This window comes from Exiguobacterium sp. UBA1053, from assembly GCF_002316465.1.
Classification (GTDB): domain Bacteria; phylum Bacillota; class Bacilli; order Exiguobacteriales; family Exiguobacteriaceae; genus Exiguobacterium_A; species Exiguobacterium_A abrahamii.
In genome coordinates, this window is the sequence record NZ_DCDO01000005.1 from 1 (window position 1) to 25749 (window position 25749).

General features: G+C 47.3%; 26 protein-coding genes and 1 pseudogene. 13 read left to right on the forward strand and 14 right to left on the reverse strand.

The window, feature by feature from the left end:
- Positions 1–323 precede the first annotated feature (323 nt).
- On the reverse strand, positions 324–1193 hold the full coding sequence (locus B3G15_RS04135; protein WP_035398755.1) for a nucleotidyltransferase-like protein: 870 nt from the start codon (positions 1191–1193) through the stop codon (positions 324–326).
- 114 nt (positions 1194–1307) lie between these two features.
- Between B3G15_RS04135 and B3G15_RS04140 the strand changes: the two genes are divergently transcribed.
- Positions 1308–1670: a DUF2614 family zinc ribbon-containing protein gene (locus B3G15_RS04140; protein ID WP_029340912.1), complete on the forward strand. Its 363-nt coding sequence runs from the start codon at positions 1308–1310 to the stop codon at positions 1668–1670.
- Between the two features lie 14 nt (positions 1671–1684).
- On the opposite strand, the gene perR is transcribed toward B3G15_RS04140, so the two are convergent.
- Complete coding sequence (gene perR / locus B3G15_RS04145; RefSeq protein ID WP_373954792.1) at positions 1685–2107, reverse strand: peroxide-responsive transcriptional repressor PerR; 423 nt, start codon at positions 2105–2107, stop codon at positions 1685–1687.
- Between the two features lie 175 nt (positions 2108–2282).
- Here perR and B3G15_RS04150 point away from each other — a divergent pair, with 175 nt between their 5' ends.
- Positions 2283–3581 carry a glutamate-1-semialdehyde 2,1-aminomutase gene (locus tag B3G15_RS04150; RefSeq protein WP_290716046.1) on the forward strand — a complete coding sequence of 433 codons (1299 nt, stop codon included), beginning with the start codon at positions 2283–2285 and terminating at the stop codon, positions 3579–3581.
- Between the two features lie 50 nt (positions 3582–3631).
- Here B3G15_RS04150 and B3G15_RS04155 read toward each other — a convergent pair whose 3' ends face one another.
- The 4 genes from B3G15_RS04155 to mutY all read right to left on the reverse strand — a co-directional run bounded on the left by B3G15_RS04155 (position 3632) and on the right by mutY (position 7556).
- The gene (locus B3G15_RS04155) at positions 3632–5365 is read right to left on the reverse strand and encodes an ABC transporter ATP-binding protein (protein ID WP_290716693.1); all 1734 of its coding nucleotides are present in this window, start codon (positions 5363–5365) and stop codon (positions 3632–3634) included.
- A 90-nt stretch (positions 5366–5455) separates the two neighbouring features.
- Positions 5456–5998, reverse strand: coding sequence for a nucleoside tri-diphosphate phosphatase (locus B3G15_RS04160; RefSeq protein WP_023467311.1), 543 nt, complete (start codon positions 5996–5998; stop codon positions 5456–5458).
- A gap of 116 nt (positions 5999–6114) precedes the next feature.
- Complete coding sequence (locus B3G15_RS04165) at positions 6115–6540, reverse strand: SRPBCC family protein (protein ID WP_290716052.1); 426 nt, start codon at positions 6538–6540, stop codon at positions 6115–6117.
- Positions 6540–7556, reverse strand: a complete 1017-nt coding sequence (gene mutY / locus B3G15_RS04170) for an A/G-specific adenine glycosylase (RefSeq protein ID WP_214725254.1) — start codon at positions 7554–7556, stop codon at positions 6540–6542. The genes B3G15_RS04165 and mutY overlap by 1 nt, the downstream gene beginning before the upstream one ends.
- A gap of 103 nt (positions 7557–7659) precedes the next feature.
- Between mutY and B3G15_RS04175 the strand changes: the two genes are divergently transcribed.
- On the forward strand, positions 7660–8643 hold the full coding sequence (locus B3G15_RS04175) for a metal-dependent hydrolase (RefSeq protein ID WP_290716062.1): 984 nt from the start codon (positions 7660–7662) through the stop codon (positions 8641–8643).
- A gap of 45 nt (positions 8644–8688) precedes the next feature.
- On the opposite strand, the gene B3G15_RS04180 is transcribed toward B3G15_RS04175, so the two are convergent.
- The 5 genes from B3G15_RS04180 to B3G15_RS04200 form a co-directional block, all read right to left on the reverse strand.
- Positions 8689–8961 carry a YfhJ family protein gene (locus tag B3G15_RS04180; protein ID WP_023467307.1) on the reverse strand — a complete coding sequence of 91 codons (273 nt, stop codon included), beginning with the start codon at positions 8959–8961 and terminating at the stop codon, positions 8689–8691.
- On the reverse strand, positions 8958–9278 hold the full coding sequence (locus B3G15_RS04185; RefSeq protein WP_023467306.1) for a DUF1811 family protein: 321 nt from the start codon (positions 9276–9278) through the stop codon (positions 8958–8960). The genes B3G15_RS04180 and B3G15_RS04185 overlap by 4 nt, the downstream gene beginning before the upstream one ends.
- 60 nt (positions 9279–9338) lie before the next feature.
- Complete coding sequence (locus tag B3G15_RS04190; RefSeq protein WP_290716075.1) at positions 9339–11399, reverse strand: ABC transporter ATP-binding protein; 2061 nt, start codon at positions 11397–11399, stop codon at positions 9339–9341.
- A 14-nt stretch (positions 11400–11413) separates the two neighbouring features.
- Positions 11414–13141: an ABC transporter ATP-binding protein gene (locus B3G15_RS04195; RefSeq protein WP_290716078.1), complete on the reverse strand. Its 1728-nt coding sequence runs from the start codon at positions 13139–13141 to the stop codon at positions 11414–11416.
- Between the two features lie 321 nt (positions 13142–13462).
- Positions 13463–14281, reverse strand: coding sequence for a RecX family transcriptional regulator (locus B3G15_RS04200; protein ID WP_149426886.1), 819 nt, complete (start codon positions 14279–14281; stop codon positions 13463–13465).
- A gap of 132 nt (positions 14282–14413) precedes the next feature.
- On the opposite strand from B3G15_RS04200, the gene B3G15_RS04205 reads away from it, so the two are divergent.
- From B3G15_RS04205 to B3G15_RS04235, 7 genes are all read left to right on the forward strand, one after another.
- Positions 14414–15322, forward strand: a complete 909-nt coding sequence (locus B3G15_RS04205; RefSeq protein ID WP_290716081.1) for a TIGR01777 family oxidoreductase — start codon at positions 14414–14416, stop codon at positions 15320–15322.
- A gap of 18 nt (positions 15323–15340) precedes the next feature.
- Complete coding sequence (locus tag B3G15_RS04210; protein ID WP_290716084.1) at positions 15341–16480, forward strand: amidohydrolase; 1140 nt, start codon at positions 15341–15343, stop codon at positions 16478–16480.
- Between the two features lie 230 nt (positions 16481–16710).
- The gene (locus B3G15_RS04215; protein WP_023467300.1) at positions 16711–17271 is read left to right on the forward strand and encodes a GNAT family N-acetyltransferase; all 561 of its coding nucleotides are present in this window, start codon (positions 16711–16713) and stop codon (positions 17269–17271) included.
- A 127-nt stretch (positions 17272–17398) separates the two neighbouring features.
- A complete protein-coding gene (locus B3G15_RS04220) occupies positions 17399–18082 on the forward strand; it encodes a response regulator transcription factor (protein WP_023467299.1) in 684 nt (227 codons plus the stop codon).
- Positions 18079–19473, forward strand: a complete 1395-nt coding sequence (locus B3G15_RS04225; protein WP_023467298.1) for a sensor histidine kinase — start codon at positions 18079–18081, stop codon at positions 19471–19473. Before B3G15_RS04220 ends, B3G15_RS04225 begins: the two co-directional genes overlap by 4 nt.
- Complete coding sequence (locus B3G15_RS04230) at positions 19470–20036, forward strand: TVP38/TMEM64 family protein (protein ID WP_290716092.1); 567 nt, start codon at positions 19470–19472, stop codon at positions 20034–20036. Before B3G15_RS04225 ends, B3G15_RS04230 begins: the two co-directional genes overlap by 4 nt.
- Positions 20037–20068: 32 nt before the next feature.
- Positions 20069–20947 carry an aldo/keto reductase gene (locus B3G15_RS04235; protein WP_290716095.1) on the forward strand — a complete coding sequence of 293 codons (879 nt, stop codon included), beginning with the start codon at positions 20069–20071 and terminating at the stop codon, positions 20945–20947.
- 50 nt (positions 20948–20997) lie between these two features.
- On the opposite strand, the gene rlmD is transcribed toward B3G15_RS04235, so the two are convergent.
- Positions 20998–22383: a 23S rRNA (uracil(1939)-C(5))-methyltransferase RlmD gene (gene rlmD / locus B3G15_RS04240; protein ID WP_290716098.1), complete on the reverse strand. Its 1386-nt coding sequence runs from the start codon at positions 22381–22383 to the stop codon at positions 20998–21000.
- 40 nt (positions 22384–22423) lie between these two features.
- Entirely contained in the window at positions 22424–22636 is a 213-nt protein-coding gene (locus tag B3G15_RS04245; protein WP_023467294.1) for an SE1561 family protein, read from the reverse strand.
- 84 nt (positions 22637–22720) lie between these two features.
- Between B3G15_RS04245 and yfkAB the strand changes: the two genes are divergently transcribed.
- The 3 genes and pseudogenes from yfkAB to B3G15_RS04260 all read left to right on the forward strand — a co-directional run.
- The gene (yfkAB, locus tag B3G15_RS04250) at positions 22721–23833 is read left to right on the forward strand and encodes a radical SAM/CxCxxxxC motif protein YfkAB (protein ID WP_214749592.1); all 1113 of its coding nucleotides are present in this window, start codon (positions 22721–22723) and stop codon (positions 23831–23833) included.
- Between the two features lie 86 nt (positions 23834–23919).
- Positions 23920–24102, forward strand: coding sequence for a hypothetical protein (locus B3G15_RS04255; protein WP_023467292.1), 183 nt, complete (start codon positions 23920–23922; stop codon positions 24100–24102).
- Positions 24103–24173: 71 nt separating this feature from the next.
- A pseudogene (locus B3G15_RS04260) lies at positions 24174–25325 on the forward strand (MFS transporter); the annotation flags it as partial.
- A gap of 41 nt (positions 25326–25366) precedes the next feature.
- On the opposite strand, the gene B3G15_RS04265 reads toward B3G15_RS04260, so the two are convergent.
- Positions 25367–25654, reverse strand: coding sequence for a hypothetical protein (locus B3G15_RS04265; protein WP_023467290.1), 288 nt, complete (start codon positions 25652–25654; stop codon positions 25367–25369).
- Positions 25655–25749 lie beyond the last annotated feature (95 nt).

The window sequence follows — 25749 nt, forward strand, 5'->3', positions numbered from 1 at the left end:
ACCGAAGTCCCGATTGACGAAGCTTGCACTTCATTCGTTTTTGTATTCCGTAGAATGCGGTTTTTGCCTCAGCGTTCAGTTTTCAAAGTTCGTCGTGTCGTTTTCAGCGACTTTAATAAGATATCACGGAATAACTTAAGCGTCAATCCCTTTTTGAAATCTTTTTTCTTTCTCGTCACCGTCCAGTGCGTGTTGCCCTGTCGACATGTATTAATATACTATCTCGGTATAATAACGTCAATAGTTTTTCTAAAAAAACTTTTATAATCTTTTCCCTTCCATATATAGCAAAAAACAATCAAATGATAAAATAAAGCCGATCGTCATACGACCGGCTCATACGTCACGAGTTCGACCCCTGCTCCTTTAGTTGTTTGATAAGAAATTCTGATCAGACCTTTTCGCATGAAGAAATCAATCAGACTACTTAAATCCACTTTGACTTCTTGCAGTCGCTCTTCTTCCATCAATTCATACATCGTCCAAGGACTTGTCCGCTCACGCATGATTTCGAATAAATAGCGTCCTCCCGATAAGACCTTAGACTGGAGAAGATGCTCAAGACCAATCAAGGCGAGGTGAATACGTTGATCTAATGTCTCTTCACTCATCAACAATTGTTCATATAGTTTATAAACATCCGGATCATCCAGTCGTGCTTGTTCCCAGACGACTGTCTCGGGATGTTTTCCTTTTTCAAGAACAGATAATCGCGCGAGATGATGCAAAGCGTGATGGACGTGTGTATAGGCATCATAATGATGTCCGCGACTGAACAAATTCCTTCCATCTTGGAAACGACGCAGAAGTTTAGCGAATGAGATCGTCATCTGTAGACATCTTTCCTCATCAGGAAAGTTTAAGAGTTGCCGTTTTAAGTCAACTAAATAATCGTTCCGTTCGAAAACGATCGTTCCTTCTGCAATCCAGTGAATCGCACGTCGATTGGCATTTAACAAAATCCAGCGTGATAAGACATCTTCATGTACGAGGTGTAATGACACCTTTAGTGTATTCAGTCGATAATGTTTGATCGTCCACTCGACTTCTGGGTCTCTCGTGATGACGACAAGAAGTGTATCAAATTGATCCGTCAAGGAATCCCGTGGTTGCCGTTTCTCAACAGCAATGATACCTTGTGTTTCACGATAAGCCGCGTATTCCGAATAAATCGTTCGTGTTGCTTGTTCCATGTACTTCTCACCCTTCTATACGAACTCGTCGTTACCATTTTCGACAAAAAAACAAGCTTTCCTCCTTCAGACAGTTGCACTTCTTATGCTAGACTGACAACAGGGGGAATTCACTTGAAAAAACAACGTAAAAATAAAATAAACCGCGCGCGAAACCTTGCTATGTTTCTTGTGTTCGGTGGGATGCTCGTCATGTATGGCGGTCTATTACTCAAACAATTTGAAATCATCATGGTCTTACTCATGCTTCTCGGTTTCGTCATGGTTCTTGCCAGTACGGCACTCTATTTCTTGATTGGTCTGACATCAACGAAGGCAGCCGTCGTCACTTGTCCAAACTGCGGAAAAGAAACAAAAGTCCTTGGTCGCGTCGACTTATGTATGCATTGCGATGAACCACTTACGATGGATCCGTCTCTTGAAGGAAAAGAATTCGATGAAAAATATAATAAACACAATAAACGAGCTCCCCGCTAAGGCAGCTCGTTTTTTTATTGGACATTCGATTGACAGTCCGGACAAGTTCCGTACACTTCTAATCGGTGACGATCGACTTTAAAGCCCGTTAAGTGCGCCGCAACCGTTTCGACATCATCGAGCACAGGATAGTTGAAATCAACGATCTTTCCACAGTTCTCACAGATCATGTGGTAATGGCGTGTCGTAACGAAATCGAAGCGACTTGAAGCGTCTCCGTAATTCATTTCCTCAACGATTCCCTTTTCTCGAAACACGCGTAAGTTATTATATACAGTCGCCACACTCATGTTTGGAAATCGATGTTCGAGTGCACGATAAATCTCATCCGCTGTCGGATGAGTGTGTCCCTTCGTTAAATATTCCAAAATCGCGTGACGTTGTGGTGTCATTCGAACGCCTGATTCCCGAAGTGACTTCACGGCGTCATCCAGCATTTCGTTAGCCACGTCCATCCCCTCATTTCTATCTTTCATTGATTATCAGATTGTAATCTTTATAATTAGTCTACCTACAAATAGGCATTCCGTCAACGGCTCTGCATCGGATTTGACGTCCATGATACAATCATATCGTGATATTTTTCACGAATCATCGATTGGAGGAATCCTCATGTCTACCCACACTACACGTCCTACTTCAGAGGCGTTATATGAAATCGCACAAGAGTGTATCGTTGGTGGCGTCAACAGCCCATCCCGTTCATTCAAAGCCGTCGGTGGCGGCGCACCTGTCTATATGGAACGCGGAGAAGGTGCTTACTTTTATGATGTCGATGGCAATCGCTATATCGATTACTTAGCAGCCTATGGTCCGATCATCACGGGACATGGTCATCCTCACATTACGGAAGCGATCACCCATGCTGCCCAAAATGGTCTTCTTTACGGCACACCACACCGTCTAGAAATTGACTTTGCACATAAACTACAAAAAGCGATCCCTTCGCTTGAAAAAGTACGCTTTACGAACTCGGGAACCGAAGCCGTCATGACGACGATTCGTGTCGCACGAGCGTATACGGGTCGTGAGCTCGTCGTGAAGTTCAGTGGTTGTTACCACGGTCACTCGGATCTGATGCTGATTGCAGCAGGAAGCGGACCAGCGACACTTGGTTCCCCAGATTCAGCCGGCGTCACGAAAGCGACGGCAAAAGAAGTCATTACGACACCGTTCAATGATATCGAATCGTATCGTCAAATCATGGAACAATGGGGCGATCAGGTCGCTTGTGTACTCGTCGAACCGATCGTCGGAAACTTCGGTATCGTCGAACCGCAACCTGGATTCCTTGCTGCGGTCAACGAAATCACACATGCTCACGGCGCACTCGTCATCTACGATGAAGTCATCACAGCCTTCCGCTTCACGTACGGCAGTGCACAAGAGTTACTCGATATCCGCCCCGATATGACAGCACTCGGCAAAATCATCGGTGGTGGTTTACCAATCGGTGCTTATGGTGGTCGTAAAGAAATCATGGAACACGTCGCGCCACTCGGTCCGGCTTATCAAGCGGGAACGATGGCAGGTAACCCGGCATCGATGGCTGCCGGTATCGCTTGTCTTGAACTACTTGAGCAGCCTGGTGTCTATGAAAAACTTGATCACCTCGGTGCCTTACTCGAACAAGGTGTGCTAGAAGCAGCAAAACGTCATGACGTCACGATTACGATCAACCGTCTAAAAGGTGCCATGACGGTCTACTTCACGGATGAAACAGTCATCGATTACGATGGTGCAGAACGTGCAGATAGCGAGATGTTCGGACGTTTCTTCAAGTTGATGTTAGAAGAAGGCGTTAACCTTGCCCCTTCGAAATACGAAGCGTGGTTCTTGACGACAGAACATACGGAAGCCGACATCACAGAGACGATCACAGCAGTCGATCGTGCCTTTGCTCGACTCTAAGTCTTCCTTCTAAAAAAGCAGCGATCCTCACGAGGATCGCTGCTTTTGTGTTATTCGACGAGTTCCAGATTTTGAATGGCATACAGTTCGAAATACGCACCCCGTTTTTGCATGAGGACTTCGTGTGTTCCGATTTCCGTAATTTGACCATTTTCGATGACGACGATCTTATCGGCATCAGTGATCGTTGATAAACGGTGCGCGACAGTAAACGTCGTCCGCCCTTTCGCGAGACGTGCTAGCGAATCTTGAATCATCGCCTCGCTCTCTAAATCGAGCGCACTCGTCGCTTCATCCAAAATCAGAATCGGTGGATTCTTCAAGAAGACCCGCGCAATCGCAAGACGTTGCTTTTGACCACCCGATAACTTAACGCCTCGTTCACCGACCGGCGTATGATAACCGTTCGGTAATCGTTCGATGAATTCATGGGCATTCGCTGCTTTTGCCGCCGCGATGACTTCCTCGTCCGTCGCGTCCGGATTCCCCATCTTGATGTTCATTTGGACCGATTCACTGAAGAGAATCGATTCCTGCATTACCATCCCGATCTGATCGCGAAGACCACGCAACTTCAAGTCACGAATATCAACGCCGTCAAGCGTGATCCGACCGGCAGACACATCATAAAAACGCGGAATCAAACTGACGAGCGTCGATTTCCCACCACCTGACATCCCGACGAAAGCAATCCGTTCACCTGCCTGAACGTCAAGCGTTAAGCGATCAATTGCTAGCTCGCCGCCTTCTTCGTAAGCGAAACTGATGTTTTCGAACTGAACGTTTCCGCGGACATCTTTTGGATCGCGTGCATTCGGTTTTTCCGTGATGTCATACGGCTCATCTAAAAACTCAAACATCCGGTCCATCGAAGCGATCGACTGCGTCAACGTCGTTGAGGAGTTGACGAGACGACCGAGCGGCGCATACAGACGGTCGATATAACCAATGAACGCGACCATCGTCCCGAGCGAGACTTGTCCATTCAAGACGAAGAAGGCTGCCGTTCCGAAGATCAGGATCGGTGCGAAGTCCGTAATCGTCGAGACGACGACGTACGTCCGCGCATTCCAGTTCGTTTGACGCAGCGCGGCTTTTAAGAAGCCATCATTTTGATGTTTGAACGCTTTGTTCTCGTGTGGTTCGAGTGCAAAACTACGAATGACTGCCATTCCGTTGACGCGTTCCGTCAAATGACCTTGTAGTTCCGCAAGGGCTGCCGAACGTTCCCGTGTCAATCCGCGTAAACGACCGTAAAAGAACTTAACGGCGAGGGCGTAGAATGGTAATGGAATAATCGCGACGAGCGTCAACTTCGGATCAATCGTCCACATGATCGCGATCGCGATGAAAATCGTGATCATATCAAGCCATAGGTTCATTAATCCCGTGACGACGAAGTCTTTCGTCTGCTCGACATCATTGATGATTCGCGAGATGACTTCTCCGGTTTTCGTATTCGAATAAAAACGAAGCGATAATTTCTGAACATGATCAAACAATCGATTACGAACGTCAAATAAAATCTTCGACGCGGACCATTGCGCGAGGTATTGACGGACGTATTCAAGCGGTGGCTTGACGATCAGGAAGATGAAGACACCCGCTCCGATCAAATACGCCAATTGTTTACTTTTTTCCGCCATCGGCATCGTGTTTCCAGTTAGGATATTGTCGATGATGTACTTATACAACAACGGAAGTCCAAGTGGGATCGAGAACTTGATGATCCCAACGAAAACCGTCAGGAGAATCTGTTTTTGATACGGCTTGACGAACGCCATATAGCGGCGGATCGAACCTTGTTTCTTACGTTTTGTTTGTGTTGCCACGTGTTTCACTTCCTTCAATTAAAAAAAGACGATGGCGAACCATCATCTCCGATATCTTGTTTCATATTCACGATACCACATATCCACGAAAGCCGGGTTAAATGGACCCTTCCGACTGCGGATCCATTGAATCAGGATTTGGACATTGTCTTTCAAAATACGATCGATTGCCTTCGGATAGTTCATCTCGCGGCGATGCTTCTCATACTCGTCCTCATCGAGGATCATGTAGGACATGTCCGGATACACTTTGATATCTAAATCGTAATCAATGTACTTGACTGCTCGATCTTTCTCATCGAACGTAGAAGGTGATCCAAGATTGCAGTAATAGTAAATGCCATCCTCCCGAATCATACAAATGACATTGAACCAGAGTTCTGTTGAAAAGTAACAGATTGCAGGCTCTCGCGTTCGCCACTGACGACCATCCGATTCACTGACCATGATGCGGTCATTGAACCCAATCAATTCTTCTTCCGTCGATTTCAGCACGAGCGTTTCTTCCCAAACTCTGTGTAAGCTCCCGTTATGTTTGAAACTTTGAATCTCAATCTTGCTACTTTCTTTTGGGAATCGACTCATGTGCTACTCCTTTCTAAAGCGTTTTTCTTCCATTCTGTTATACTCTCGTGCTTATTATACCCATTTTCAGAACGCATGAAAAACGAAAGGGTATTTTTTCAGAAAAATGACGGAATTCAGGCTTGAAAGTGATTCAAAATCGCATTTTTTCGTTGTTTGAACATCGGTTTCAAGATGAATGCTTCAATGACGAAGGCTGGCAAGAACGATGCATACGTCACTTCATCCACGAAAAAGACGCCAGATTCACGTTCTTCGACTCGGTGCACGTGGCACCATGCCCGGAATGGATACGGAACTTTTGTACCAACATCGACGAAGACATATTCTTCTACGAAAGGAATCCAAGACGTCCACGAGACAAATAGTGGAGAAACTCCGACACGTAGACGAATCGTATTTCCTGCTCGCGTCCGTGTATCACCCGAAGTCTTCACTTGCGGAAATACCGTCAATCGACTTAAGGCTTTGGCGTCACTTAAAAAATCCCACGCTTGCTCCTTTGATGTATCGACACGTGTCTCAAAACGAAAAGTATGCATTAGATCTCCCCCTTTAATAGTCGATCAATCTTCATTTGCGCGACAGATACCGGATGCGTCGCATACGTTTCCTGATCAACCAGTATTGTCTGGTCCGGCTGTTCCGTCACGCGATAGACGGCAATTTCCCAAATCCGGTGTGAGAAGATATGTCGGACGTGACCGACAAGCGTCCCATTACGATCTTCTTCTGCTTCTCGAAGTGGGTATTGCCACATACCTGCGAGCAAACCCGTTTCTGCTCGTTGTTCAATTGCGATTTTTCCGTTCGTTTCATAGACGAGAGCATCATACGGAATAATTTGCGTCTTCCCTTTCTTCGTCTTCACAGGTAGTTCTTCCTGTGCATTTCGATCATATGCGAAACAAACGTCTTGAACAGGACAGAGTCCACACATCGGAGACTTTGGCGTACAGACCATCGCACCGAGTTCCATCAAGCCTTGATTGAAACTGGACGGGTCAGCCGGATCAATCAATTGATGAACTGCTGCCTCAAACAATTTCCGTGTCTTCGGCGCAGCGATGTCTTCATAAATCCCAAGTACACGCGAGAGGACGCGCATCACATTTCCGTCTACTGCCGGTTCTGCTTGCCCATAAGCAATCGATAGAACCGCTCCTGTCGTGTACGGACCAACGCCCTTCAGCTGACTGAACAATTCCTTTTCATCGGGCACGATTCCATCATATTTTTCAACAACTTCCTGAACCGCGATTTGAAGGTTCTTGACACGGGAATAGTACCCTAAGCCCTCCCAGTGCTTCAGGACTTCACTTTGATCCGCTTCTGCTAAATCATGCGGTGTCGGAAAACGTTTCGTGAAGCGCTCATAATACGGAATGACTGTATCGACGCGCGTTTGTTGGAGCATGATTTCACTAATCCAGATATGATACGGGTTTTTGGTTCTTCGCCACGGGAGATCTCGCTGTTCACGAAGGAACCAGGCAATCAGTTCTGTGGTAAATTGTGTTTTATTAAAGTTTGTGAAATATTCTTGAACGACAGTCAAAAGGTTACCTCTTTTCTCTTAAATACGATATATTAATTAAAAATTACTCGGCAGAACCACGATGGATTCACCATCACGATTTCATAGAAGGAGCGAATTCGCATTGGATACTGGTACGCATATTGGCATGGGACTTTGTCTCGCCGCCATTTCGACGCTACACCCTGACGTCGCAGCGAGCACGACGCTGTTTGCTGCCGTGACGACGACAGCGCTCGTCGGCTCACACGCACCGGACTTCGATACTGTCTTTAAATTTAAAGGAAACAGCGCCTACTTGCGCCAACACCGCGGAAAATCACACGGTTTGATCGCTTTGCTCGCTTGGCCATTATTACTTTCGATCGTCATCGGCACGTTATTCGGTGTACCTCCGACTTCATTATGGCTGATGGCACAGATCGCTGTCGCTCTTCATGTCTTCGTCGATCTGTTTAACGCTTACGGCACACAAGCCTTACACCCGTTTAAAAAATCCTGGATTGGTTGGGGTGTCATCAATACATTTGATCCGTATTTGTTCACGATGTATTATGCCGCGTTCGGGATTTGGCTACTAACGAGAGCCACGATCGTCATCTTCCCGATTTTGATTGCTATCGTCATCATCTACTACGCTGTTCAATTCAAATTGCGAAATGATGCCCTTGCGACCGCAGCCCGCTATTATCGCGGTGCGCACAAGCTGTTCATCTCACCTGGCATGAAATGGGATGAGTGGCATGTCGCAGCACGTTTACGCGATGAGTATTCCGTCGTTAAGATCAACAGTGGAACCGTCGTCGAATGCGGAAACTTCCGGATCAAGGACGAACCACACGGTGACGCCTTGTACGAAATCGTCAAACAAAACGCTGACTTGCAAGCGTTTCTTGAGTTTTCAAAGATTCATACGTATACGGTCTCACGAAAGGACGGTATTGTCGAATACCGCTTTACGAACTTACGTTACTTCACGAAGGAAGTCTATCCATTCGTTGCCGTCGTCAGGATCAACGCTGCCACACAAGAAATCGTCAGCTCCTATACCGGCTGGGTCTTCAGCGAACGGACCTTGCAGAAAAAACTGTTCATCCCTGCATTATAAAGACAAAGCTCCGCGCAACGGAAATCCCGATGTGCGGAGCTTTTTTCATTCGACGTTTCGACCTGTCATCAAATGCTTGAATTTTTCGTTCGTCGTATTAAACCGGTGTAACATTGCCCCGTGCTGTTTGATCTGTTGTTCGACGAAATGAACTGCGACGGCTTCACCTTGATATTTCTCACCCGCGCGCGCGAGTGTCGCTTCGAAATCTTCCCAAAGCACTTCCACCCACGTCAGTGCTTCTTCCGGGGTTAATACTTCATTTACTTGCAATAATTCTTCAGCCAATTGCTGAAGGGCTTGTTCTCGATTCGTCATGTCTGTTCTCCCTCTCCTGTGAATAACGCGAGCGGAATCGCGACTTCCTGAGCGGTTCCTTCAAAATGTCCCCAGCCCATGACCCCATTGACGAAATGTAACTCAAATCGTGCCTCTTCTCCTTCGATTCGGTAAAAGGCTCCCCGTTCGAATCGTGCTGGATCGATCAAATAACTTTTCGCAATGGCGATTTTTCGCGTCACGACTTCCACTTCACTCACATTCCCATGTTGCTCCGCTTTTCGTTTTTGTTCACTTAATTTCGTGATCAACATCTCAAGCTCGTATTTCGATAATTGACTCATCCGTGTCTCCATTACAAAAACTCCCCCTCTTCGTTTTTCAGTATAAACGAAAAGGAGGAGAAACTGGATGGATTAGCTTGATTTCAATTCAAGATTCCGTTTACTTTGTAACGCATACATTTTCGCATAAATACCGGATGCTGCGAGGAGCACATCATGGGATCCTCTCTCGACGATCCGACCATGATCGAGAACAAGAATCTCATCCGCATCCTTGATCGTCGACAAGCGGTGGGCGATGATGAACGTTGTCCGCCCTTTCGTCAACGTCAGCAAGGCATCTTGAATGACCGCTTCCGTTTCCGAGTCAACGCTCGCTGTCGCTTCGTCAAGAACTAGGATCGCAGGATCGAACGCTAACGCACGGGCAAAACTGATCAACTGTCGTTCACCCGCTGATAACGTGGCACCTTTTTCGATGACTGGTTCATCGAGTCCGTTCGGTAAACGATCAATGAACCGATCCGCGCCGACGGCTTCGATCGCTTGGCGAACACGTTCCTCGGAAATGTCAGGATTGCCAAGTGTGATGTTCGAGCGAATCGTTCCTGTGAAGAGGAACGGATCCTGTAAGACGATGCCCATATGCTCACGGACCGCTTGTTTCGGCAAACGCGTCACGTCCTGTCCGTCAATCAACAACTGTCCTTTTGACGGATCATAGAAACGCATCAGCAGGTTCATGATCGAACTTTTCCCACTACCCGTGTGTCCGACAAGAGCAATCGTTGCGCCAGGACGAGCATCGATTTGAATTTCACGTAACACGGGATTTCCCGCTTCATAACTAAATTCGACGTCCTTGAAGGACACCGCTCCTTTAAACCGAGCAACGCGACCTTGTTCGACCGGCTCTCCCTTCTCGTCGAGCAACTGGAACATCCGGTCCGCTGAAACGAGTGCTTGTTGTAGTGGTGACAGCTGATTCATGATTTGGGTGACGGGTTCGAATAAACGGGACACATAATCGATATACGCATATAAGATCCCGAGCGATAAAAACGACCCGTTCGTCAGACTTTTTCCGCCGACGACCCAAATTAACAAAGCAAGCGTCAAGTTTTTCAAAAAGTAGGATAAGTTATGGGACATCAGGGCATCGAGTCGTAACAACTTTGCCCGTGTCTGATAGTTCTCTTCGTTTTTTTGTTCGAATTCAGCAAGGACTTCCTTCTCGCGTGCATAAGCCTGAATGATCGGCATCGTCTGGATGTTCTCATTCAGTTGACCATTCATGTCGGCAACGAGGGATCGGACCTTGAAGTTGTTTTTCGTCGCGAGTTTCTGGAACAGCTGAATCCAGAAATAGACGATTGGAATGATGATCAGCGAGACTAGTCCTAAGCGATAATCGAGGAAGAACATCGCAACTAGAATCCCCGCCATCGTGATGATCCCCGAGAAGACCCGGGCGAGCACACCGAGATATAGATCGCGAATCGTTTCCGTATCATTCGTGACTCGACTGACGATTTTCCCGATCGGTGTCTGGTCGAAATAACGAACCGGTAACCGTTGCAGATGCGTAAAGACATCAAGACGCATCCGTTTAATGATTTTATGAGCAGATCGCTGGAGCAAGATTTGCTGAATCCAGTTCAAACCAGCTGCTACCAGCAGCAAAAGGACGTAGATCAAGGACAACCAGCCGATTGCTTTTAAGTCTTTTGAATAAAAATCATAGACCTGTCCTTGTGTCAGTTTTTGAATATTATCATACGTGTAGACGTCGTCTCCACGCGTGACCGTCATCGTATTTCCACTGATTTTCCGCTCTCCTCCACTGACGACTTGTTTCGGTACGAAAAAGTAGCCGTTGGTCGTTTGGACGATCGAGACGGATTGAACGATCTGACTTTTAGAGACGTCTTGTGCTTTGGCGAACTGACGACCGTCATATGTGACCGCACCGTTCGATTTAACTTCGACCCAGTCCTTCTCAATTGCCACGATATGTTCATCAATGATGACTTTGGCGATATACGGACCTGTCAATTCCGCTCCGACTGCCAGTACGAGTAAAAATAATCCTAAAAAGATCGCTTGTTTCTCATGCATCGCATAGCGGATCAACGAACGGATCGTCGTCTTCCGACGTGCCGGATCGAGTTGGTATAATTCTAATTCATTCATGCAGAGGCACCTCCTTACATCTCTTCACTTTGTCGCTCGAATTGTTGAGCGTACCAGCCATTTTGTGCCATCAGGCTGTCATGTGTTCCTCGTTCAGAAATCATTCCATCTTGCAAGACGATGATTTCGTCCGCATGTGCCACTGCCGACAAACGATGGGCAACAATTAATGTCGTGGATTGGTGACGATTCGATCGAATCGAATCAATGATATGTGATTCCGTTTTCGCGTCTACCGCTGATAGTGAATCATCCAGCAACAGCAACTCTGGTTTTTTTAACATCGCCCGCGCGATTGACAGACGTTGCTTTTGTCCTCCCGACAACGTGACGCCACGTTCACCAACCATCGTCTCAAGTCCTTGTTCCAGCGTTTCGATATCTTTTTCGAACGATGCGAGACGAATCGCTTCCTGCAATTCTTCTTCTGTCGCTTCACCTGCACCGAACAGAATGTTATCCCGAACGGATTTTGAGAATAGTAAATGTTCTTGTGACACATAACCCGTCCAACCGCGAACCGTCTCTAGCGCAATATCTTCATACGGTACGCCGTTGACCGTCAGCATATCCCGTCCGATTGGATACTCACGTAAGAATTGACGCAAGAACGTCGTTTTCCCGGATCCCGTTGGTCCGACGATACCGATCGTTGATCCTTGTTCGATCGTAATATTCAAATCTCGCAAGACCGGATGGGCTGTCTCTGGATACGAGAACGTCAAATCGTTCATCTCGATCCGCTCGGGATGTTCGACGTGTTCCCGCGGTGTCGAAGCAATCAACGGTTTGACTCGCATCGTTGCTTCTAAGCGGTCAAGACTTGCTGTCCCGCGCTGGATGACATTGATTAATTCACCAAAGGCATACATCGGCCAGATCAGCATCCCGAGATAGATGTTAAAGGCGACCAATTGTCCGAGCGTGATGTCGTTCGTAAAGACGAGATATGTCCCGAACGATAAGCCGATCAAGTAACTGAAACCGACGAGCAATTTGATGATCGGTTCAAACAAGACATCGATTTTTGCGACGTGCATGTTTTTCTCAAAGACATCCGTCGTGACATCGTCGAAGCGTTTAACATCGACTGGTTCTTGTACGAACGAGCGGATGACACGCAGTCCGGAAATCGACTCGACGACCTGGTCATTCATCGTTCCGAATGAATCCTGGGCAGTGATGAAGCGTCCGTGAATTTGACTTCCGAGCTTATTCATCGCGTAGGCGAGAAGTGGCATCGGTAACAAGGCAGCGAGCGTCAGCTTCCAATCGATCGCCACCCCCATGACGACGAGGGTGATCGCTGTCATGTTCAACGAGTCGACGAGCGTCAAGACACCAAATCCAGCTGTCCGCTCGACCGCCTTCAAGTCGTTCGTCGCGAGCGCCATCAAGTCTCCCGTCCGATTCTTTTGGTAGAACGTCGGCGTCAGTTTCAATAAGTGCGTAAAGAAGCGACTCCGAAGTGTCCGTTCTAATAAAAATGCCGTTCCGAATAATTTCGCTAACCACAGATACGTCAAGATGAAGGAAACGATGGAAATGACTGTTAATCCGATGACGTATTGCAAGAGCGTCGCCTGGTCCATCGATCCCGACCGCAATCCGTCGATGACCTTACCGATTAGCCATGGCGGCGTTAAATCGATGAAGCCGGTGATGATCAATAAGACGACTGCTACGAGATACGATGATTTGTGTTCTTTTAGAAACCAACTCAATTGCCGAAATAAACGCATGAGGGTCCCCCCTTTACTGTGAAATGAAGTACTTTTTCCGAGCACGCAAAAAGGCATACGGATTTCCGGATGCAGTCCGAGAATCAGTATGCCTTGAAATAGGCATGATGCATTCTTGTTCGTCTGCGCGCTCGGGAGACGAATCCCCTTGCTCGCACATGAAATGAATTACTTATACGTGCTCAAGAGTCTCCGTCGTATTCAGCTGTTGGATATGAGTGAAACCAATTGGCTTTTTCATAGGACGGTTCCTCCTTTTCTTAGTCTGTGCGTAGAATAGCACAATTGTCGGATAATTGTCAATTTTTCGTCTTGCTTTTATTACTCCGCCTCTTCTTCTTCTTTGACTTGTTCGAGGACTTGAGCCGCTAAACCGTATGGAAATCCTTTTCGGACGAGTGCTTGCTTGACTTTTTGTTCGCGTTCGAACGGTTCAAGTTGTCGGTATTTCGGATAATACTTGCGCGCTTGATAAAGGGCCGCTTGTTCTTCTTCGTCACCTTCTTCAGCTCGAAACACCTCTTCAATGCCCGCTTTAATCAAATCGGACGAAAACCCACGCTGCATGAGCGTTAACTGCAACTTTTGTGTCAGTTCCCGCACGGAACGCCGTTGCAGCTCTTTTTGCTTTTGCCGCAAAAACTTCAGGACTTTTTCGTATTCCTCTTCATCCGTAAACGTCACGATCGCTTCATCAATCGCTGTCTTCGGTATCTTCAATGCCTCAAGGTCGCGGCGAATCCGTCCCGGACCTTGAGGTGTCGTCGCTTTTTTCGTTGCCGTATAAGCAAGTGCGAACTGTTGATCATCCAAATAGCGTTGCTCCGTCAATCGATCGATTGCATGTTTGATCGCATGCTCCGGTGTCTCTTTCTCTGTTAAATAGGCGACGACTTCACTCGTCGCCCGCATGCGGTACGATAAATGATTCAACGAGAGACGATACGCTTTTTGCTGTTCTTCAGCCGTTAACACTTCCTTGACGAAGTCGTCATCCAGTTCCTTATCGCGTTGTAGATTGTATTTAATTAAGATATCGACGTCTACGGCAAAGGCATATTCCTCTTTGCCATCGCGCTCGACATAGATGTTGAATCGTTCGCTGTTCTTTTTCTGCGTCGAGATCCGTTTGATCTTCATTTCGTTTCCTCCCCTAACCTGATTCGGTAGTTCTACGATATCATGAACAGGCAGGTCTATGTTTGAGTGAAACCATGGAACGGGAACAAATGGAAAGAAGCTACTTTTACTTATTTAGGGAGGATGGATTACATGAACATTGCGATTACCGGTGGAACCGGTATGATTGGTCAAGCCTTGACGAAACGTTTACTAGATCAAGGACATCACATCTTTATCTTAACGCGTCATCCGAAAGCAAATGACGCGCATGTCACATATATCAAGTGGATGACAGAAGACGCAAAACCGGAACAGCACTTAGAAGGCGTCGATGCCTTTATTCATCTTGCTGGTGCTTCGATCAACGACGGACGTTGGACAGATGAACGCAAACGCGTCATTCTCGACAGTCGCGTCAGCACGACGAAGGAGCTCGTTCGAATCGTTGAAGCACTCGATCAAAAGCCAAATGTCGTATTGTCTGCTTCTGCAGTTGGCATTTACGGACAAGATCGGCATCAAACCTTCTCTGAAGATCACCCCCTTCCACCGACCGCTGACTTCTTAAGTCATGTCTGTGTCGCGTGGGAAGACCTTGCCCGCCCGATTGCCGACGCTGGCATTCGACTTGTCCATCCACGAATCGGTGTCGTCTTAACGAAAGCCGGTGGCGCTTATCCGTTAATGCGCTTGCCTTATGTCTTGTTTGGTGGTGGGACGATGGGCGACGGGAAACAGTGGGTCTCCTGGGTCCACATCGATGATTTAGTCGATTTATTCCTATTCGCACTTGAGACCCCGACAGTCGAAGGACCGCTGAACATCACTGCGCCTCACCCGGAGACAATGCGGCGTTTCGGACAGACAATCGGAAAAGTCTTACATCGCCCACACTGGCTCCCGGCGCCACGCTTCGCGTTAGAGCTCGCACTCGGTGAAAAGAGTACGATTGTACTAGAAGGAGCTCGTGTTATCCCGAAAAAAGCGCTCGAAAACGGATACAAGTTTCGGTATGCTGAACTAAAGGATGCATTGCGAGCAATCGAGCATTCAAACTAGTACAGGGGTGGACGATACTTGGATATCTTAATTCGAAATGCACATATCTATCCGATTACTTCGGACAGTTTTTACGGGGACATCCGTATTCGTGATGGAAAAATCATTGAAATCGGTGAATTACTGGATCATTTAGACAACGATCAAGTCATTGAAGCAGAAGGTCACTTTTTATTGCCCGGTTTCATCGATGCCCATACACATCTCGGATTATATGACGAAGGTACCGGAACCGTCGGAAATGATGCGAATGAGACGATTTTCGCGATGACTCCTCATCTGCGTGCCATTGATGGCGTGTACCCACTTGATGAAGGATTTAAGGAAGCCGTCGAACACGGGATCACGACCGTTCAAGTCATGCCTGGTAGCATGAACATCATCGGCGGCGTCACGAGTGTCATCAAGACGCACGGACGGTTCATCGATGATATGATTCTTCGAAAGTATGCGGGTCTGAAGGTTGCGCTCGGTGAAAACCCAAAGCGTGTCCATAGTGCTGGTCGCGCCGGTGAACTGACACGGATGGGCATCATGGGGATGTTGCGCGAAGCCTTTCTTGAAGTTCGGACACAACGAGTTTCCGAAACGTTCGCCCATCAGATGATCAAACGGGTCCTTGATCATAAAATGCCGCTTCGTGTACATGCGCACCGAGCAGATGATATCCTTTCTGCCATCCGTTTTGCGGAAGAGTTCGATCTCGATTTGCGTATCGAACATTGTACGGAAGGTCATCTCGTCGCAAAAGAGATGGAACAATTACCAATCGAAAAAGTGACGGTCGGACCAACCTTCACGCGAAAGTCTAAAATTGAACTGAAGAATAAGACATGGGAAACTTACCGGATTCTTCATGAGCATGGTCTCGAGATCTCCATTACGACCGATCATCCGTACACCCCTGTCCAGTACTTGAATCTCTGTGCCGGTCTAGCTGCACGAGAAGGTCTACCGGTCGATGTCGCCTTGCGCGCGATCACAATTCATCCAGCTCGCTCACTCGGTGTGGACGATCGCGTCGGATCGATTGAGATCGGAAAAGACGCGGATCTCATCCTGTGGAGCCACTTTCCACTCGACTATTTAGCGAAGCCGCTCATGACGATGATTGACGGAAAAATTATTTTTGAACACGCTCAACTGAACTTGACTTAACCCTACCCCCGCCAGGTGTTTTTTGCACCTTTCGGGGGTTTTGAACGCTTACGGAAAACATCTTGTTTTTGTATCTTTTTTCACAAAAATTATTTTCTTGCAATTTTAAAAAAAGAAGGTAATATTATCTTATCCGACAACTGAAGAAGGCATACCATGCGCGGTTCAAACGAGTCAGACAGGTAGCTTTCGACAATCATTCTTGCGGTCCTAAAAGGAGGAATGGAAGTATGCTCAAGCAACGGGAGCTGAGCGACTGCGCTGATTTGTTCGAACTGATGCAGCATCAAGACGTATATCCGTACGTCCGCCAAAAAACACGGTACTTTGATGAATTTCTGTTTACTACAAAGCAGGCAATCGAAGAGGAAGAACGTGGTGAAATCGTATCACGTACCATCCTAGATGAATTCGATCAACCGATTGGTACGATTAGTTTACTCGATATCGAAGGACAATATGGGTTTCTCGGTACATGGTTAGGTAAACCGTATCATGGTAAAGGATACAATCATTTAGCGAAAGAAGCCTTCTTCTCTGAGCTGTTCTTCGAGCTTGGATATGAGAGTGTCTTCATGAAAATTCGCAAAAGCAATATTCGGTCACAAAAAGCAGCTGAAAAATTGCCGTATGCGTTCTGTGCGGATGAGTTGCGCCCTGCGCTTCTTGAGCAATTGAATGCCGGTGAGACACAGTTCACCCTATATGAAGTCTCTAAATCTAGTTTCCACATGTACATTCATGGTCGGGAACTCGAAACACTATACGATCACCAACAACTCGAAGCATGAGAGCCTTGTCTCTCATGCTTTTTTGTGTCCACGCATGCGCTTCTAAAGTTTGAAATGGTATGATAAATAAGAAAACTCATCTTTATGGAAGAAACACTTTCTTCTACAGGAAATGGAGCGAAGACTAATGCCAGAATCGTTTAACATTCTCGTAGTAGATGATGAAGCACAAATGCGTGACCTTCTCGTCTCGAATCTTGAAAAAGAACACTACACGACGATGACAGCTTCTAATGGACAAGAAGCGATCCATCTCATTCAACAAAATACATTCCATCTCGTTCTACTCGATGTCATGATGCCGGAAATGGATGGCTTGACAGCATGTATGCGCATCCGTGAATTCTCAAACGTTCCGATCATCATGCTGACGGCACGTTCGGATGAACTCGATCGCATTCACGGGCTGAAAATCGGAGCTGATGACTATATTACAAAACCATTCAGCCCTCGAGAACTGCTTGCTCGCATCGAAGCGACGCTTCGTCGTTCTCACCGCTTTACAGTTGATCAATCGGCTACTTTAACGCTCGGCATGCTCGAACTCGATACTGAAAGTCGGAGTGTCCACGTCAATGGCAAACCGGTCAGTCTGACACGTAAGGAATTTGATTTGCTGCACCTGTTCGCTCAAAACAATGATAAGGTCTTTTCTCGTGAACAGTTACTCGATCAAATCTGGGGTGCGGATTATATCGGGAACTTACGGACGGTCGATACACACATCAAAACACTTCGCTTAAAGCTTGGGGAAGCTGGTGGCTCGATTCAAACGGTCTGGGGCATCGGTTATAAATTCGAGGAAGTATGATTAAGCGCTATACGATCCGGCGCCGGATTTGGATCACGATTTGGTTCACAAGCGTTTTTTCCGCCATTTTATTCGTCTTGTTGACGTTCTACCTCTACGATCGGTTCTATCTTCAGACGCAGGAAGATATCTTATTGAACCGAGGCGAAAAGCTGATCAATATCTATGAATCAGAAGGACTGTCCGGTGCTTTTTACGATGGAATGACTTATACGAATGAATTGACGGAATCGAAAGTCTTCTTTATCGATTTCCTGAAGAAAAATCCAGCTGGACTGCGCTTTTTGACGAATGCGGATATCGAAGAACTTCGAAACGGTGAAACCGTCGTCTCCAGTCGGACCCATCCGATTGAAGGAACGGACATTTTGATGACCGGATTTCCAATCATCGAAAACAATCGACTGGTTGGTACGCTGATCTTGTATCTGGAACTCGGTCAAATCAGTGAACCATTCCGCCCACTCCGCCTGATGATCTTCTTCATGATCGGACTGATCGTCTTGAATCTCGTCATCTTCGGACGACAAATCATCGATACGATCATCCGTCCGTTGATCGACATGAAGCGCGCCTCGACTGTTTATGCACAAGGTGACTTTGATTATCGGATTCCGATTCAATCGGACGATGAGATCGGAGAACTCGCAGAAACGTTAAACAAGATGGCGGAATCGCTCGGAGAAGTCGACGAGCAGCGGAAGGAGTTCCTCGCGAACGTCAGTCATGAATTACGGACACCGCTCTCCTACATCCGTGGCTATACGGAGATGATGCAGGATGATTCGCTCGAGGAAGAAAAGCGTGCGCAGTATTACCAAATCATCGAGCGGGAAACGGAACGTCTGCAACGTCTCGTCAATGATCTACTCGATCTCGCTCAACTTGAACGCGATTCCTATCCGATGTCGAAACAACCACTTGTCTTCAGTCAAGTACTTGAAGATGTCATTTACCGGATGGAACCCATCGCCCAGTCAAAAGGAGTCACGTTCGTCATGAATCTCGACCCGGATCAAATTGTCTTAGGCGATACGGACCGCCTTGAGCAAGTCTTCGGCAATTTACTCGATAACGCCTTACGGTACACACCGCCTGGTAAACAGATTTTCTTATCGACTGAAACGATCGGCGACCGGACGCATTGTCTTATCCGGGACGAAGGAGAAGGCATTCCGGAAGAGCATCTTGATCGACTGACAAAACGTTTTTACCGTGTCGATAAATCACGGACGCGTAAAGATGGCGGAACCGGTCTTGGTCTTGCCATCACGAAACACATCATCGATCGTCATGATGGGACAATCCGGTTCGACTCCGTTCTTGGAGAAGGAACGACTGTCCACATCGAGTTACCGCTTCTTCCGGATGAAGAGGATGGATTCGAATGATGGAACATCATGTCATCCAAACCTTTGAACTCTTCGGACCGTTCGCTCCGTTCGTTAGTGTCTTAGTCGGCGTCGTCGTCAGTGTACTTGGTGTCCTACCGAGTACGTTCGTCACCGCTGCGAATCTCGTCTATTTCGGTCTATGGATGGGCACATTGCTCTCTTTCATCGGTGAAGTCCTAGGTGCGGTTTGTGCGTTTCTACTTTACCGAAAAGGACTGCGGTATGCCCTTCGTCGCCCACTTCCGGATCGATTCGCTCGTTTGCAACAAAAACTACAAGCACAACGAGGACGCGAAGCTTTTTTGACGATCATCTTGCTGCGGCTGTTACCGTTCGTCCCGTCTGGCATCGTCAATATCTTCAGTGCTGCTAGTGGTATTTCCATCCTACTTTTCCTGACTGCGAGTACGATCGGAAAAATTCCAGCCATGTTAATCGAAGTGTTCGCCGTCCATCAGTTCATGCAATCCTCATCCATCATCCAATGGTCGATTGCAGGCGTGGCACTCGTTGGTTATCTGGCCTATCGTATTCAACAAAAACGAGCATCATCGATATAAAACTACAGATTTTCTGAAAGGAAGTATTGTTCATGGAGTTAAGACGTTTTGGAACATCCGACCTACTCGTATCCCCGCTTGGGTTCGGAGCTGGTCACATCGGCGCAGAACAGATGACGGATCGCGAAGCAGTTTATTTACTCGAACAAGCACGTGATCTCGGCATCAATCTGATCGATACAGCACGCGGCTATGGCTTATCGGAGCAACGCGTCGGACAATTTCTAAAGAATCGTCGTCACGACGTCATTCTGTCGACGAAAGTCGGCTATGATGTTCCCGGTACGCAGGACTGGACCTTTGAAGCGGTCCATGGTGGCATCGATCAAGCCTTACAGACGATGCAAACGGATTATCTCGACATCGTACACTTACATTCTTGTAGTCAAGAAATCCTCGCCCAAGGAGATGTCATCGAAGCGCTTGAACAAGCAAAACAAGCTGGAAAAGTTCGCGTCATCGCTTATTCCGGTGATCGGGAAGACTTGACATATGCTATCGAAACGAATCGCTTCGACAGTTTCCAAACATCGTTCAATCTGTTTGATCAACGTGTCGATGATATCCTACCTACTCTTTCACATCACGGAGTCATCGCCAAGCGTCCGATCGGTAATGCCCCGTGGCGCTTCACGGAGCGTCCGGTCGGACAGTATGTCGAACCATATTGGGAACGTGCGCAACAACTCGCTTATCCACTCGAGGAATCGAGTTGGCTTGAAACTGCGCTTCGTTTCACGGTCTTTGAACCAGGAATCACGACAGCCATCATCGGTACGTCTCGACCAGAACACCTCGCGCTGAATCAGCAACTGATCGAGCGCGGTCCACTTCCTGCTGATCGTGTTGCTCGGTTGAAGGAACGCTTCGCTGAGTGTGACGCGACGTTCGGTTATCTTTCGCAAACATGATAAAAAGCCCGTATGTCCACTCGTTCAAAAAGTGCATACGGGCTTGTTACTTAGAACTTTTTCTTTTTCTTTTTTTCGAGCACGACGATTGCTTCGACGTGCGCTGTTTGTGGGAACATATCGTACGGCTGAATGTACGATACCTTGTATCCCGCTTTCATCAAGTGATCGCAATCGCGCGCAAGCGTCTGCGGATTACACGAGACATAGATGATTTTTTTCGCTTTAGACGAGATCATCGCATTCAACAATTGTGTATCGCAACCTGAGCGGGGTGGGTCGACGATGAAGACATCCGGAATCCAACCTTCCTTGACCCAACGCGGAATCCACGCTTCTGCCTTACCGACGACGTAGTGGGCATGGTCGAATCCGTATTGCTTCATGTGCGCATTGGCATCTTCGACAGCTTCTTCAATGATTTCCATACCGCGGACTTCTTTTGCTCCTTTAGCGATCCAAAGTCCGATTGAACCAACACCTGCGTAGGCATCAACGACACGTTCTTCGCCTGTCAAAGCAGCAGCACGCGCGATCTCTTCATACATCCGCTCTGCTTGTTCCGGATTCAATTGGAAGAAGGCACGCGGAGAAAGTTGATACGTGAATTCGCCCATCTCTTCTTCAATCCGTTCCACGCCACGCAAGACTTCCGTCTCTTCTCCGAAGACACGTGATGTCAACTTATCATTGATGTTCAGTGCAACCGAGACGACACCTGGAATGTCCATGATATCGCGCGATAAGCCCTCTAGATCACGGAAGCCGTCTTTAAAGGCAACGAGCACGACTTGAATTTCGCCCGTTTTGATTCCTGTCCGGACGACGATATGGCGCATGACACCGTCTTGTTTTGATGCATGGTATACGGGTACTTTATAGTCATTGAGTAATTTCGTGACAGCTTGGTTGACGCGAAGCGTATCCTTATTTTGGACGACACAATCATCAATCGCGACCAAACGATTCGAATTGGCGGAATAGAGACCGCTAACGATTTCATTGCCTTGTTTCCCGACGACGAATTGCGACTTGTTGCGGTATTCCCATTCCTTCGAACCGATCGTCGGACGGATATCCGCTTTCTCGACATTCAACTTCGTTGATTTCAAGAAAGCGTTGCGAAGCATTTCTTCCTTATAACGCAATTGTCCATCGTAACTCATGTGTTGTAATTGACAGCCACCACAGACACTATAGACCGGGCAAAGTGGAGTAACACGGTCTGGTGAACGATCGTCACGCTTTAAGATTTTTGCATTCGCATAGTTCGCATGAATTTCCGTGATCTCGATTTGTGCCGTCTCACCGACGAGTAGACCTGGGATGAAGACGATTTGTCGTTCAAGTGTTGCGATCCCTTCACCGTTGATTCCCATTCGTAGACACGTGACCGAACGGACCTCACCAGTCTTTAATTTGATTTTTGTTGCCATTGATTTCATCCTTTCCGTTTGTGCAAATGAAAAAGCGGTCTCAATCTACCGCTTTTTTCGTTTCTTCTTGTTCTTTCATATCCTTCGCATATCGAACGACCTTCGCCTTGAGTTGATCCAGTGATACGATCAGTCGTTCCAAATCTTCGATATCTGATGATTCATCGAGTGAATCGATTGTATGACAGAGAAGCTGCATTCTTGATTTTAGCACATTCATTTGACCAAGTTTATCAGTTCTTGCTTTTCCCATTATTCAGACTTCCTTTCTTCCGCTGGATTCCGACGTTATTTTAGCATACGATACGAAGTGGAGCACTAAAAAGGAGGAGTACCCATGCCACAATCATCACCCATCACGATCGCAAACGATCCGTGGGAAGCTTATCGTGACATTGAACAATACGGCACCGTCCGTTTGACGAACATCGAAGTCACGACGACAAAACTGTGTAACATGCGCTGTGAACATTGCGCCGTTGGTTACATGTTATCCAGTAGCGAGTCACCCGAGATTCCAGTCGAACTACTTATTCAACGTCTGGATGAAATCGAACATCTGCGTGCCTTCTCAATCACCGGCGGCGAACCGATGCTTTCGATGAAATCCGTCAAGGAATATGTCGTCCCTTTACTTAAGTATGCCCACGAACGTGGCGCTAAAACCCAAATCAACTCAAATTTAACACTTCCGTTATCTCGTTATGAATTAATCATTCCTTATCTAGATGTCTTGCACATCTCACATAACTGGGGAACAGCTGATGATTTCATCGATGGTGGCTTTGCGATGATGGAACGAAAACCGTCACGTGAAGCACGGACGAAGCTTTTCGAGACGATGAAAGAGAATGCCCGTGTTCTAAATGCACGTGGTGTCATCGTTTCTGCAGAGACGATGATCAATAAACGGACATTACCACACCTTGAAGCGATTCATAAGGAAATCGTCGACATGGGCTGTGTCCGCCACGAGGTGCATCCGATGTACCCCGCTGACTTCGCATCAATGATCGAAGCAGCTAGTTTATCTGAAATCCGTGACGGAATTCATCGTTTGCTTGACGTCCGGGATCCGAACGTCTGGATGTTATTCGGAACACTCCCCTTCTATGCTTGTTCGATGGAAGAGGCGGATTTAGAACTTCATCGTCGATTGCGTCAAGAGAAAAACGTCTCTGTTCGCAATGACCCTGATGGACGTTCCCGTCTTAACGTCAACATCTTTGATGGCGAGATCATCGTAACGGATTTCGGTGACGAACTTGCTTCGCTAGGTACGATTCACGAGACATCTTTCAATGATGCTTATGCCGAGTGGCAAGAGACAGAACTGAATAAAAGCTTGTCATGTCACTGCCCTGCGGTGCAATGCCTTGGACCTAACGCGCTTGTGAAAAACGCATATTACCCTGAGATTGATTTCACAAAACAGTCCAGCCGGCTTTAAAACTAAAAAAAGGTTTTGAACGATGGCATCCCGGGAAAAATGTCACAAAGTAGACACATTCTGTTTTTCTAAAAGGGGTGACCGGGATGGAATGGCTCGTAGGTATTGTCGCAATCATCGGTACGTTCAGTATGGTCTTGTTCGTCATGATGGTTGGTATTCGCGCTTCACACAGCATCGAACATGATGAAGTATTCGACCAGACAGACTGGGACGAACATCTTCTGCATATGCCGCGTCCGACACGTTTTGAACAAGAAAATAAATGAAGCACGCCCCGGTCTCCCGTTTCAGAGGCCGGGGCGTGTTATGCTAAAAGAAAAAAGAAAGGTCGTCGTTACTTGTGTCACGTCGTTTTGCTCTTATCTTATCGATCGTCTTCATTTCCGGATTCACGCAAGGTCTGCTGATTCCACTGTTATCCATTTTACTTGAACGCCAAGGAACCCCCGCTTTCATCAACGGTCTCAGCGCTGCCGTTCTCTATATCGGTGTCATCGTCGCCGCCCCTCTCATGGAAGGTCCACTACGACGACGTGGTTATATTCCGGTCATCTCGTTTGGACTCGCTCTTGTTGCAGTGGCGGTTTTCTTATTTCCACTCCTTCCAAGCGTCATTGCTTGGATGATTTTACGGTTCCTCGTCGGATTTGGTGATCAGACGTTACACTATGGATCACAGGTTTGGGTGACGTCCATTACCCCAAATGAACGGTTAGGACGAACGATGTCACTATACGGGATGGCATTCGGTCTCGGTTTTGCTCTCGGTCCTCTTGCGGCACCTCTCGTCGATGTCATCAACTGGCTACCATTCGTGTTGACTGGTACATTGACTGTCATCGTCCTGATTTTGTTATCGCGTATGCCGAACGAAAAACCGTCATCCGTCATGCCGGAGGAGCTGCAAAGCGCCGCCTCACGGTATAAACTTGTCCTATCAACTGCTTGGTTCACGTTACTTCCTGGCTTTACATATGGTTTTCTCGAAGCCACACTGAATGCCAGTTTTCCCGTTTTTGCGACGCGTAACGGGTACGGTCTATCTGAGACGAGTACCTTGATCACAACATTCGTCGTCAGCTCGTTGATCATGCAACTTCCACTTGGACGACTTGCTGATCACTTCGGAAAACGTCGGACGTTAGTAACCGTTCTTTCGATTGGCTCTGTTGCTTTCCTCATCGCTTGCTTCGTCTTCGAACGATATGGTTGGTTATTCACGATTTTTGCTATTAGCGGGATGGCACTTGGCTCGACGTACTCGCTCGGTGTCGCCTATATGACGGAACAGTTACCGCGACACCTTCTTCCGACGGGCAACTTGCTTGCAGGGATTGCCTTTAGTCTTGGTTCGATCCTTGGACCGATTGCTGGCAGCTTGTTCGTTCTGCTTCCAGGTATGCTTTATTTCAGTCTATTCGTTCTGGTTCTAGCGACACTTGCGTTTCTCTTACGATACGCGAAACGTCACGAATCATCCCGGATCTAAAACAAAGGATCTTGCGCTAATGATGCGCAAGATCCTTTGTTTTATTTCACGATTCCTTCTTGCCGAAAACTCCGCCAGAGCTTATCGTCGATCGCATACGGCTGTTCTTTTGCACGCTTCAGCTCTTCTGTCTCGAGCAGCACGACGACCTCTCGACCGTTGATTGACCACACTGAATCGTAACCTCTCTCCGCCTCGATGATTTCCACATCCACATCTCCATGGGTTTCCTTCAACTGCTGACTGACGCACGTTACGACGAACCGGGCAAACTCATCACGTGGACGACGAGTGGCAATGATCTTTCGAACGATCTCATTCCGTTCCATTCGTTTTCATCTCCTTCCGTTTTATAGTCGCACTAGCCTTTCAGACAAGGCCGAATCGGTCTTCACTTGACCGTACAGAAAAAAGCCGAACGGGT

Coding starts and splice junctions, on each gene's coding strand:
- B3G15_RS04230 (WP_290716092.1), top strand. CDS start 19,470: ATGATGGAACATCATGTCATCCAAACCTTTGAACTCTTCGGACCGTTC.
- B3G15_RS04220 (WP_023467299.1), top strand. CDS start 17,399: ATGCCAGAATCGTTTAACATTCTCGTAGTAGATGATGAAGCACAAATG.
- B3G15_RS04155 (WP_290716693.1), bottom strand. CDS start 5,365: ATGGCGTTCGTCAAGCCGTATCAAAAACAGATTCTCCTGACGGTTTTC.
- B3G15_RS04205 (WP_290716081.1), top strand. CDS start 14,414: ATGAACATTGCGATTACCGGTGGAACCGGTATGATTGGTCAAGCCTTG.
- yfkAB (WP_214749592.1), top strand. CDS start 22,721: ATGCCACAATCATCACCCATCACGATCGCAAACGATCCGTGGGAAGCT.
- B3G15_RS04235 (WP_290716095.1), top strand. CDS start 20,069: ATGGAGTTAAGACGTTTTGGAACATCCGACCTACTCGTATCCCCGCTT.
- B3G15_RS04255 (WP_023467292.1), top strand. CDS start 23,920: ATGGAATGGCTCGTAGGTATTGTCGCAATCATCGGTACGTTCAGTATG.
- B3G15_RS04185 (WP_023467306.1), bottom strand. CDS start 9,278: ATGGAGACACGGATGAGTCAATTATCGAAATACGAGCTTGAGATGTTG.
- B3G15_RS04190 (WP_290716075.1), bottom strand. CDS start 11,399: ATGAATGAATTAGAATTATACCAACTCGATCCGGCACGTCGGAAGACG.
- B3G15_RS04135 (WP_035398755.1), bottom strand. CDS start 1,193: ATGGAACAAGCAACACGAACGATTTATTCGGAATACGCGGCTTATCGT.
- perR (WP_373954792.1), bottom strand. CDS start 2,107: ATGCTGGATGACGCCGTGAAGTCACTTCGGGAATCAGGCGTTCGAATG.
- B3G15_RS04160 (WP_023467311.1), bottom strand. CDS start 5,998: ATGAGTCGATTCCCAAAAGAAAGTAGCAAGATTGAGATTCAAAGTTTC.
- B3G15_RS04150 (WP_290716046.1), top strand. CDS start 2,283: ATGTCTACCCACACTACACGTCCTACTTCAGAGGCGTTATATGAAATC.
- B3G15_RS04245 (WP_023467294.1), bottom strand. CDS start 22,636: ATGGGAAAAGCAAGAACTGATAAACTTGGTCAAATGAATGTGCTAAAA.
- B3G15_RS04195 (WP_290716078.1), bottom strand. CDS start 13,141: ATGCGTTTATTTCGGCAATTGAGTTGGTTTCTAAAAGAACACAAATCA.
- B3G15_RS04200 (WP_149426886.1), bottom strand. CDS start 14,281: ATGAAGATCAAACGGATCTCGACGCAGAAAAAGAACAGCGAACGATTC.
- rlmD (WP_290716098.1), bottom strand. CDS start 22,383: ATGGCAACAAAAATCAAATTAAAGACTGGTGAGGTCCGTTCGGTCACG.
- B3G15_RS04225 (WP_023467298.1), top strand. CDS start 18,079: ATGATTAAGCGCTATACGATCCGGCGCCGGATTTGGATCACGATTTGG.
- B3G15_RS04180 (WP_023467307.1), bottom strand. CDS start 8,961: ATGACGAATCGAGAACAAGCCCTTCAGCAATTGGCTGAAGAATTATTG.
- B3G15_RS04265 (WP_023467290.1), bottom strand. CDS start 25,654: ATGGAACGGAATGAGATCGTTCGAAAGATCATTGCCACTCGTCGTCCA.
- B3G15_RS04215 (WP_023467300.1), top strand. CDS start 16,711: ATGCTCAAGCAACGGGAGCTGAGCGACTGCGCTGATTTGTTCGAACTG.
- B3G15_RS04165 (WP_290716052.1), bottom strand. CDS start 6,540: ATGCATACTTTTCGTTTTGAGACACGTGTCGATACATCAAAGGAGCAA.